Below are 8,541 nucleotides of genomic sequence, written 5' to 3'. Positions count from 1 at the left end.
CGTGGTGCTCGCCGTGCGCGACGTCGAGAAGGGCGAGCGGGCCGCGGCCCCGCTCCTCCCAGCCGGGCCCGTACGCGGTGCCCGCGATCGCCTCGAGTTCGGCGACGAACGCCTCCGCGTCGGCCGGCCGGTGCGACGCCTCCTTGGCCAGCCCGCGGCGGACCAGGGACCGTACCGCCTCGGGTACGTCCTCCGCCGGGACCGGCGCGTCGACATGACGCAGGGCGAGTTCGGCGATGTTGTCGCCCGGGTAGGGCTTGCGGCCGGTGAGGCACTCGAAGAAGGTGGCCGTGGCCGCGTACACGTCGGTGGCCGGGGAGGCGGGTTCGCCGCGCCACTGCTCGGGCGCCATGTAGGAGGGGGTGCCCGCCACACCGGCCCGCGCACGCGTGTCCACCGCGATCCCGAAGTCCACGAGCTTCGACGCGCCGTCCGGGGTGACCAGGACGTTCTCCGGCTTGTAGTCGCGGTGCACCACCCCGAGCCGGTGCGCGTCGGCGAGGCCCAGCAGCGACCCCTTCAGGATCAGCAGCGCGGCCTCGGGATCCAGCGGGCCCCGTCCGGCCAGCAGCGCCCGCAGGGACACCCCGTCCACCAGTTCCATCACGATGGCGGCCCCGTCCGGGCTCTCCACGTACTCGTACAGCCCTGCGACGTGAGGGCTGTCCAGCCCGCCGAGCAGCCGTGCCTCGGTGCGGAAGCCGTGTACGAAGCCCGGCCGGGTGTGCAGCGACTCGCTGAGGTACTTCACCGCGACCGGAACACCGGTCACCTCATGGACGGCGAGCACCACGCGCCCGCTGGCCCCCGCGCCGAGTTCCAGCGACTCGGCATATCCCGGAACGGTCCAGGCACTCATCGACACCCCCCGTGGCCGGCCTCCGTTCCCTGGAGTATGGCGCCACTCCGGGGATCCGGCCCTCGCGATGACAGACACTCTTTCGGCCGCCGCGGTTGCGGCGTCCCGCGGCGCCGCGGAGGCGTCTTTGTCCTGTGAGTGGAAAAAGTAGGGGTCAATTCCTGCGCGACTTCTTCCCACCTCCGGCAGGCGCTGCTACTTTCCCATCCGAAGGAAGCCACACACGTGGCCGGAATCCGGCGCACAGGCCGATGAGGCGGGGAGGGGCTCGTGAGACGTATGACCGCGCGACCCGCCAACTCCCATCAGGCGCGACTGCTCCGGCTGCTGCGTGATGGTGGCCCCAACTCCCGTGCCCAGCTGGGCGACCAGGTCGACCTCTCCCGGTCGAAACTGGCCGTGGAGGTGGACCGGCTGCTGGAGACGGAACTCGTCGTGGCCGACGGACTCGCCGCCTCGCGCGGCGGCCGGCGCTCCCACAACATCCGGCTCAACCCGCACTTGCGGTTCCTCGGCGTCGACATCGGCGCGACCTCGGTCGACGTCGCCGTCACCAACGCCGAACTGGAGATCCTCGGTCACATCAACCAGCCCATGGACGTACGCGAGGGACCGGTCGCGGTCTTCGAGCAAGTACTGGCCATGGCCGCGAAGTTGAAGGCTTCGGGGCTCGCGGAGGGGTTCGACGGCGCCGGTATCGGCGTCCCGGGCCCGGTCCGCTTTCCCGAGGGCATCCCGGTGGCTCCGCCGATCATGCCGGGCTGGGACGGCTTCCCCGTGCGGGAGGCGCTCAGCCAGGACCTCGGCTGTCCGGTCATGGTCGACAACGACGTGAACCTGATGGCCATGGGGGAGCAGCACGCGGGCGTCGCCCGCACCGTCGCCGACTTCCTCTGCGTCAAGATCGGTACCGGCATCGGCTGCGGCATCGTCGTCGGCGGTGAGGTCTACCGCGGTACGACGGGCAGCGCGGGCGACATCGGGCACATCCAGGCCGTGCCCGACGGCCGTCCGTGCGCCTGCGGAAACCGGGGCTGCCTGGAGGCGCACTTCTCCGGAGCGGCCCTCGCCCGGGACGCGACGGAGGCCGCCCAGCAGCGGCTCTCCGCCGAACTCGCCGGCCGACTGGAGTCGAACGGCACGCTCAGCGCCGTCGATGTCGCCGCCGCGGCCGCGGCCGGTGACGCCACCGCCCTCGATCTGATCCGTGAGGGCGGCAACCGCACCGGCCAGGTCATCGCAGGCCTGGTCAGCTTCTTCAACCCCGGCCTGGTGGTGATCGGCGGCGGGGTGACCGGCCTCGGCCACACCCTGCTCGCCGCGATCCGCACCCAAGTGTACCGCGGCTCGCTTCCCCTGGCCACCGGCAACCTGCCCATCGTCCTCGGGGAGTTGGGTCCCGCCGCCGGCGTCATCGGCGGAGCCCGGCTGATCAGCGACCACCTGTTCTCACCCGCGTAAGCAGCCCCACCCCGCGTCACCCTGTTCCACCGCAGCACGGAACAGCTCCGCACCGCGTCATCCTGCTCCACCGCAAGGAACGGCCCAACTCCGCGTCACCCGGCTTCACCGCAAGGAAACGGCCCCGCACCGCGTCACCCCGCTTCACCGCAGAATCCGCGCCGCACACCGCGTCACCGGCTCCGCCCGCGTCACCGCGAACAACAGCCCTCCGCCACCGCTCTGCTCCGCCCTGCCCGAAAACGCCTGCCCCGCAAGGGGACCGCCCTGGCACCGGCCCCGCACGACCGCCGAGGGGAATCCGCATGGCACCACAACCACCGCTGCTCAGCATGTCCGGCATCACCAAGTCGTTCCCCGGAGTCCGGGCCCTGGACGGCGTCGACCTCGACGTCCAGGCCGGCGAGGTGCACTGCCTGCTCGGCCAGAACGGCGCCGGCAAGTCCACCCTGATCAAGGTGCTGGCCGGCGCCCACCAGCCCGACTCCGGCACCATCCGCTGGCGCGGCGACGACGTCACACTCCGCTCGCCCATCGCCGCCATGCGCCTCGGCATCGCCACCATCTACCAGGAACTCGACCTGGTGGAACACCTGTCGGTCGCCGAGAACGTCCACCTCGGCCACGAACCCACGGCCGCCGGATTCGTCGTACGGGGGAGGGCCGCCAGGTCGTCGACCGCCGAACTCCTCAAACGGCTCGGGCACCCCGAGGTGGACCCGGGCCGGCTGGTGGGGGATCTGTCGGCGGCCCAGCAGCAGATCGTGTCGATGGCGCGGGCCCTCTCCCACGACGTGCGGCTCATCGTCATGGACGAGCCGTCCGCCGCCCTCGACCCGGACGAGGTCGACAACCTCTTCCGCATCGTCGGCGATCTCACGGCCGACGGGGTGGCCGTCGTCTACATCTCGCACCGCCTCGAGGAGATCCGGCGCATCGGAGACCGGGTGACCGTGCTGAAGGACGGCCGGGCCGTGGCCGGCGGACTCCCCGCGAAGTCGACACCGACCAGTGAGGTGGTGGCGCTGATGACGGGACGCAACGTCGAGTACGTCTTCCCGCCCCGGCCCGCCGCCGCCCCGGAGCACGGCGAACCGGTACTGACCGTCGAAGGGCTCTCCCGCAAGGGGGAGTTCGCCCCGCTGGACCTCCAGGTGCGCCCCGGCGAGATCGTCGGACTGGCCGGCCTCGTCGGATCGGGACGCTCCGAGATCCTGGAGACGGTCTACGGCGCCCGCAAGCCCGACACCGGCCGTGTCCTCGTCGGAGGGCGGCCGTTGAGGCCGGGCAGCGTGCGGGCGGCCGTGCGCGCCGGGCTCGGACTCGCCCCCGAGGAGCGCAAGGCGCAGGCCCTGCTCATGCTGGAGTCCGTCACCCGCAACGTGTCGGTCTCCTCCATGTCCCGCTTCGCGCGGCTCGGCTGGATCGACCGCGGTGCCGAACTGGGGGCGGCACGCGCCGCGGTCCGCGAACTGTCCCTGCGCCCCGACAACACGAACGTGCCCGTGCGCACCCTGTCCGGCGGCAACCAGCAGAAGGCCGTGCTCGCCCGCTGGCTGCTGCGCGGCTGCCGGGTGCTGCTGCTCGACGAACCCACCCGCGGCGTCGACGTCGGCGCCCGCGCCGAGCTGTACGCGGTCGTCCGCCGGCTGGCGGACGAGGGACTCGCCGTACTGCTGGTCTCCAGCGAGGTGCCCGAGGTCCTCGGCCTCGCCGACCGCGTCCTGGTACTGCGCGAGGGCCGTGTCGTGCACACCGCGCCCGCCCGCGAGCTCGACGAACACCGTGTACTCGACCTGGTCATGGAAGGAAGCCCGGCGTCATGACGCAGAACGTCTCCCGGCCGCGGGACAGCACCGACAAGGTGCCGTCGGCCGCCGAAACGCCCGCCTGGCGCGCCGTGCTGTTCCGCGCCGACGTCCGCACACTGTCGCTGCTCGGTGTGCTCGCCGTACTGATCCTCATCGGCGGCATCACCAAACCGGACCAGTTCCTGGACACCCGCAACCTCCAGCTCATCCTCACCCTGGCCTCCGTCATCGGTGTCGTCACCGTCGGCATGACCTTCGTCATCATCTCCGGCGGCATCGACCTGTCGGTCGGCGCCATCGTCGCCCTCGCCTCGGTGTGGGCCACCACGGTCGCCACCCAGGAGTACGGCTTCGCCGGCATCCTCTTCACCGCCGTCCTCGTCGGCCTCGGCTGCGGGCTGGTCAACGGGGTGCTCATCGCGTACGGCGGGATGGTCCCGTTCATCGCCACGCTCGCCATGCTCGCCTCGGCCCGCGGACTCGCCCTGCAGATCACGGACGGGCGGACCCAGATCGTCACCGTCGACGGCGTCCTCGACCTCGGTGAGCGCGACTCCTACGTGCTCGGCATCCCGCCGCTGGTCCTGGTGTTCGCGGCGGTCACCGTCATCGGCTGGCTGGTCCTGAACCGGACCACCTTCGGCCGCCGCTCCGTCGCCGTCGGCGGCAACGCGGAGGCCGCCCGGCTGGCCGGCATCGACGTCCGCCGCCAGCGGCTCTACCTCTACCTGCTGTCCGGGCTGTGCTGCGGCATCGCCGCCTTCCTGCTGATCGTTCTGACCGGCTCCGGCCAGAACACCAACGGCAACCTCTACGAACTCGACGCCATCGCCGCCGCGATCATCGGCGGCACGCTCCTCACCGGGGGCCGCGGCACCATCGTCGGCTCCGTCCTCGGCGTCCTGATCTTCACCACCATCACCAACATCTTCGCCCTGAACAACCTGCAGAGCGACGTCCAGCAGATCGCCAAGGGCGCGATCATCGTCGCCGCCGTGCTGGTCCAGCGCCGTACCGCGAGCACGACCTGAGGAAAGGGTTCACCGCCATGCCAGAATCACCTTTCGCAAGCCGCAGAGGACTGCTCTTCGGAGCGGCCGCCGTGTCCGCCGGCGTGTTCGCCACCGGCTGCACGAGCAACGAGCCCAGCAAGAAGGACGAGTCCGCCGCGAAGGACCAGCCGGCCGCCGACGACAAGCCCGGCAAGCCGGTCACCATCGGCTTCGCCGGACCGCAGGCCGACCACGGCTGGCTCAACGCCATCAACGACAACGCCAAGAAGCGCGCGGAGAAATACTCCGACGTCACCCTGGAGATCACCGAGGGCTCCAACGACACCGCCCAGCAGATCGGCCAGATCGAGACCCTCATCAACAAGAAGGTCGACGTCCTGGTCATCCTGCCCGCCGACGGCAAGGCCCTGACCCAGGTCGGGCTCAAGGCGATGCGCGCCGGTATCCCCGTCGTCAACCTCGACCGCGTCTTCAACACCCCGCAGGCCTACCGCTGCTGGATCGGCGGCGACAACTACGGCATGGGCCTCAACGCCGGCCACTACATCGGCGAGAAGCTCAAGGACAAGCAGGGTGCCAAGGTCGTCGAACTGGCCGGCCTGGACAACCTGGAGCTGACCAAGCAGCGCACCCAGGGCTTCGACGACGCGCTGAAGAACTACCCCAACATCAGCAAGGTGGCCCGCCAGGCCGCCGAGTTCACCGTCGAGTCCGGCCAGGCCAAGATGGCCCAGCTGCTCCAGGCACAGTCACGGATCGACGCGCTGTGGAACCACGACGACGACCAGGGCGTGGGCGCGCTGCGCGCCATCGAGCAGGCCGGGCGCGACGAGTTCCTGATGGTGGGAGGCGCGGGCGCGCTCGCCGCCTTCGAGGCCATCAAGGCCGACAACGGTGTCCTGAAGGCCACCGTCCTGTATCCGCCGACCATGGCCGCCTCCGCGATCGACCTCGCCCGGGCCCTCGGCCAGGGCAAGGGCGTCGGCGGCCTCGCCGAGTTCGAGATCCCCTCGTTGGTGACCTGCTACTCGGCCGTCGTCGACAAGGACAACGTGGACCAGTACATGTCCACCGGCTTCCAGTGAGGAGCCCCGCCCCACGGGCCTGACCAGCCCACCGGGCGGGGCCCACCCCCGCCCGCCACGACGACGAGGAGGACATCCGAATGGCACAGCCGCAAGCGTCCGAAGGGGATCGGGCGGGGAAGCCACCGCTGCGCGTCGGCATGGTCGGTTACGCCTTCATGGGCGCCGCCCACTCCCAGGGCTGGCGGACCGCGGGCCACGTCTTCGACCTGCCGCTCAGGCCCGAACTGGCCGTGATCTGCGGCCGGGACGCCGACGCCGTGCGGGCCGCGGCCGACCGGCACGGCTGGGCGGAGGCCGAGACGGACTGGCGCGCCCTGGTCGAGCGGGAGGACATCGACCTCGTCGACATCTGCACCCCCGGTGACAGACACGCCGAGATCGCGCTCGCCGCGCTCGCCGCGGGCAAACACGTGCTGTGCGAAAAGCCCCTCGCCAACACCGTGGCGGAGGCCGAGGCGATGGCCAGGGCCGCCGAAGAGGCCAGCGCGCGCGGTCAGTTGGCGATGGTCGGCTTCAACTACCGCCGCGTGCCCGCCACCGCGCTGGCCCGGCGCATGGTGGCCGAGGGCCGCATCGGCACCCTGCGGCACGTGCGGGCGGCGTACCTCCAGGACTGGCTGGTGGACCCCGGGTTCCCGCTGACCTGGCGGCTGCGCCGGGAACACGCCGGCTCCGGTTCGCTCGGCGACCTCGGCGCGCACATCGTCGACCTGGCCCAGTACCTGGCCGGGGAGCAGCTGGCCGGCGTCTCCGCGCTCACCGAGACCTTCGTACGGGAGCGGCCGCTGCCCAGCGCTCCCAGCAGCGGCCCGGCCGCCGTCTCCGCCGCCGGCACCGGACAGGTCACCGTGGACGACGCGGCCCTGTTCACCGGCCGCTTCGCCTCCGGCGCCCTCGCCGCCTTCGAGGCCACCCGGTACGCCACCGGCCGCAAGAACGCCCTGCGCATCGAACTCAACGGCGAGCGCGGCTCGCTCGCCTTCGACCTGGAGCGGCTCAACGAGCTGGAGTTCCACGACGGCACCGAGCCCGGTATCCACGCCGGGTTCCGCCGCATCCTCGTCACCGAACCCGACCACCCCTACCTCGAGGCATGGTGGCCGCCGGGCCACGGCCTCGGGTACGAGCACACCTTCGTGCACCAGGCCCGCGACCTGGTGCACGCGGTAGCCGAGGGCCGCGCCCCCGAACCCTCCTTCGCCGATGGGCTCCAGGTGCAGCGCGTCCTGGCGGCGGTGGAGGAGAGCGCCGAGAAGAACTCCGTCTACACACCGATCGCCGCCTGAGAGGACGGAAAAACGGATGCCGCGCAACTTCACGCTCTTCACCGGCCAGTGGGCGGACCTGCCATTGGAGGAGGTCTGCCGACTCGCCCGCGACTTCGGCTACGACGGCCTCGAACTCGCCTGCTGGGGCGATCACTTCGAGGTCGACAAGGCACTCGCCGACCCTTCCTATGTCGCCGGCCGCCACCAGCTCCTGGAGAAGTACGGCCTGAAGTGCTGGGCGATCTCCAACCATCTGGTGGGACAGGCGGTCTGCGACGCCATCATCGACGAACGCCACCAGGCCATCCTGCCCGCCCGCATCTGGGGCGACGGCGAGGCGGAGGGAGTACGGCAGCGGGCCGCCGCCGAGATCAAGGACACCGCGCGCGCCGCGGCCCTCCTCGGCGTCGACACCGTCATCGGCTTCACCGGCTCCGCCATCTGGCACCTGGTCGCCATGTTCCCGCCCGCCCCCGAGTCGATGATCGAGCGCGGTTACGAGGACTTCGCCGAGCGCTGGAACCCGATCCTGGACGTCTTCGACGCCGAGGGCGTGCGCTTCGCCCACGAGGTGCACCCCAGCGAGATCGCCTACGACTACTGGACGACCGTACGCGCCCTGGACGCGGTCGGCCGGCGGCCGGCCTTCGGTCTCAACTTCGACCCCTCGCACTTCGTGTGGCAGGACCTCGACCCGGTCGGATTCCTCCTGGACTTCCGGGACCGGATCTACCACGTCGACTGCAAGGAGGCCCGCAAGCGACTCGACGGCCGCAACGGCCGCCTCGGCTCGCATCTGCCCTGGGGCGACCCGCGGCGCGGCTGGGACTTCGTCTCCGCCGGCCATGGGGACGTCCCCTGGGAGGACGTCTTCCGCATGCTGCGCTCCATCGACTACCAGGGTCCCGTCTCCGTGGAGTGGGAGGACGCCGGTATGGACCGTCTCCAGGGCGCGCCGGAGGCGCTGGCCCGGCTGAAGGCGTTCGACTACGAGCCGCCCAGCGCGTCGTTCGACGCCGCGTTCAACAGCTGAGCAAGGCG

General features: G+C 71.2%; 7 protein-coding genes. 6 read left to right on the top strand and 1 reads right to left on the bottom strand.

The window, feature by feature from the left end; genetic code table 11:
* Positions 1–859: serine/threonine-protein kinase (locus B9S61_RS09925; RefSeq protein ID WP_146064765.1), on the bottom strand; the 859-nt coding region annotated here is incomplete at its 3' end.
* Between the two features lie 279 nt (positions 860–1,138).
* Between B9S61_RS09925 and B9S61_RS09920 the strand changes: the two genes are divergently transcribed.
* From B9S61_RS09920 to B9S61_RS09895, 6 genes are all read left to right on the top strand, one after another.
* A complete protein-coding gene (locus tag B9S61_RS09920; RefSeq protein WP_103541937.1) occupies positions 1,139–2,320 on the top strand; it encodes an ROK family protein in 1,182 nt (393 codons plus the stop codon).
* Positions 2,321–2,625: 305 nt separating this feature from the next.
* Complete coding sequence (locus tag B9S61_RS09915; protein WP_103541936.1) at positions 2,626–4,146, top strand: sugar ABC transporter ATP-binding protein; 1,521 nt, start codon at positions 2,626–2,628, stop codon at positions 4,144–4,146.
* The gene (locus tag B9S61_RS09910; protein ID WP_103541935.1) at positions 4,143–5,162 is read left to right on the top strand and encodes an ABC transporter permease; all 1,020 of its coding nucleotides are present in this window, start codon (positions 4,143–4,145) and stop codon (positions 5,160–5,162) included. Before B9S61_RS09915 ends, B9S61_RS09910 begins: the two co-directional genes overlap by 4 nt.
* Before the next feature lie 17 nt (positions 5,163–5,179).
* Complete coding sequence (locus B9S61_RS09905) at positions 5,180–6,229, top strand: substrate-binding domain-containing protein (RefSeq protein WP_103541934.1); 1,050 nt, start codon at positions 5,180–5,182, stop codon at positions 6,227–6,229.
* A gap of 80 nt (positions 6,230–6,309) precedes the next feature.
* A complete protein-coding gene (locus B9S61_RS09900; protein WP_103541933.1) occupies positions 6,310–7,518 on the top strand; it encodes a Gfo/Idh/MocA family protein in 1,209 nt (402 codons plus the stop codon).
* A gap of 16 nt (positions 7,519–7,534) precedes the next feature.
* A complete protein-coding gene (locus tag B9S61_RS09895; protein ID WP_103541932.1) occupies positions 7,535–8,533 on the top strand; it encodes a sugar phosphate isomerase/epimerase in 999 nt (332 codons plus the stop codon).
* Positions 8,534–8,541: the final 8 nt, after the last annotated feature.

This window comes from Streptomyces sp. SM1 (genome assembly GCF_002910825.1).
Lineage (GTDB): Bacteria > Actinomycetota > Actinomycetes > Streptomycetales > Streptomycetaceae > Streptomyces > Streptomyces okerensis.
Note: the sequence above shows the minus strand (reverse complement) of the source record. Positions and strands in the feature narration are given on the sequence as shown.